Genomic DNA, 1,504 nt, shown 5'->3' with positions numbered 1-1,504 from the left:
GTTCGGCACCCGGCGCTCGAAACCGGTGCGCGCGAACCAGGCTGCGATGCGCGCCATGAGGAGGAAATGATGGCGGTCGAACTCGACGAGACACTGTTCCCGGACATCCACGAGGTGCTGATGGCGTACCTCGCACCGCTCGGAGAAACGGACACCGAACCGCCCCTCGAGGATGGGATCGGTATCCAGGTCAACCGGGTCGGTGGTGCCAGCGACGGGATCAGTGACTACCCGCGGGTGCAGATCACCTGCCATCACCCGGATCCGCGCGGAGCCTCATTGCTCGCTCGGAAGGTCGCGAACCGGATGGAGAACATTGCAGGGGAAGCGATCGAGGTCGAGAGCGAGCCGAAGCCGATCTGCATCGACTCGTGCCGGGTCGACACTCCGCCGGAGGCTGAGCCTTACGACAACCCCGACGCCCGGCGTGAGGTTGCGTTCTACGCGCTGAGCCTGCAGAAGCCCTGGCGGCGCTGACACCTCACACGCTCACCATTCATCCCAGGCCCGCGACATCACCGTCGTGGGCCTTTCTCATGTCCCAGGAGGGCATCATGGCCACATCTGTTGGCGAACTCGAGGTCGCGCGGCACCAGCGTGAACTCATCCTCAAGCCGAACCGCATGCACATCTTCGGGATGGGCATGGACGTCGACCCCATCGAGTACATCACCGAGGGATCGAACTCTCAGCTCGCCGAACTCCCCGACGGTGCATGGGACTTCGGTCTGCTGCTCAAGGACGACGCGATCACGCTGACCCGCGAGCTCGAGAAGTCCGACATCATGGCGGTCGGTTACAACAACCCGATCCGCTCGGACTTCACCTCCGACATCGCGGGCCTGCAGTTCACCGGACTCGAGGCGAACCGGTACAACATCGAGAACAACCTCGGCATGGACCTGTCGAACATGGTCGCCGATCCCGAGACCGGTGAGGTCGCGTTCGATCAGGCAGCGATCGCAGAGATCCGTCAGCAGCGCTACCTCTGCATCGCCCAGTTCAACTCCGGCGTCGATCGCATCTACCTGGGGCGCCTGTTCTACGCGGGTGAGGTCGCCGAGATCAGTGAGCAGACCCTCTCCGACGGTGAGGGCTCGCTGACCTGGCCGACCACCGTGAACGCGATGGTCGACACCGAATACGGCGTGTCGGTGCGCCACTACTTCGGCGGCGAAGGCTGGAACCGTGTCCTCGAGGACGCCGGGTTCAAGCGTGGTGGCCTGTCCATCACCACGGCGTCGCTGCCGGGCGCGACCGTCGGCGCGGCCTATACGCAGACCCTCGCCTCCTCGGGAGGCACGGGCACGAAGACGTGGACGGTCTCGACCGGATCTCTGCCCGCTGGGCTGAATCTCAACGCGTCGACCGGTGTCATCTCCGGCACCCCGACCGCGGCGGGAACGTCCAACTTCACCGTTCAGGTCGTCGACAGTGCGACTGCCGGCAGCGCTCTCAAGCCGCTGTCCATCGTCGTCAGCGCCTGACCGCCGGCCCGGCCCCG

General features: G+C 65.2%; 2 protein-coding genes. Both read left to right on the top strand.

Annotated elements, in window-relative coordinates:
* Positions 1–477: hypothetical protein (locus ACLBYD_RS30660; RefSeq protein WP_447819398.1), on the top strand; the 477-nt coding region annotated here is incomplete at its 5' end.
* Between the two features lie 77 nt (positions 478–554).
* Entirely contained in the window at positions 555–1,487 is a 933-nt protein-coding gene (locus ACLBYD_RS30655; RefSeq protein WP_447819397.1) for an Ig domain-containing protein, read from the top strand.
* Positions 1,488–1,504: the final 17 nt, after the last annotated feature.

This window comes from Rhodococcus sp. C26F (assembly GCF_053345925.1).
Note: the sequence above shows the minus strand (reverse complement) of the source record. Positions and strands in the feature narration are given on the sequence as shown.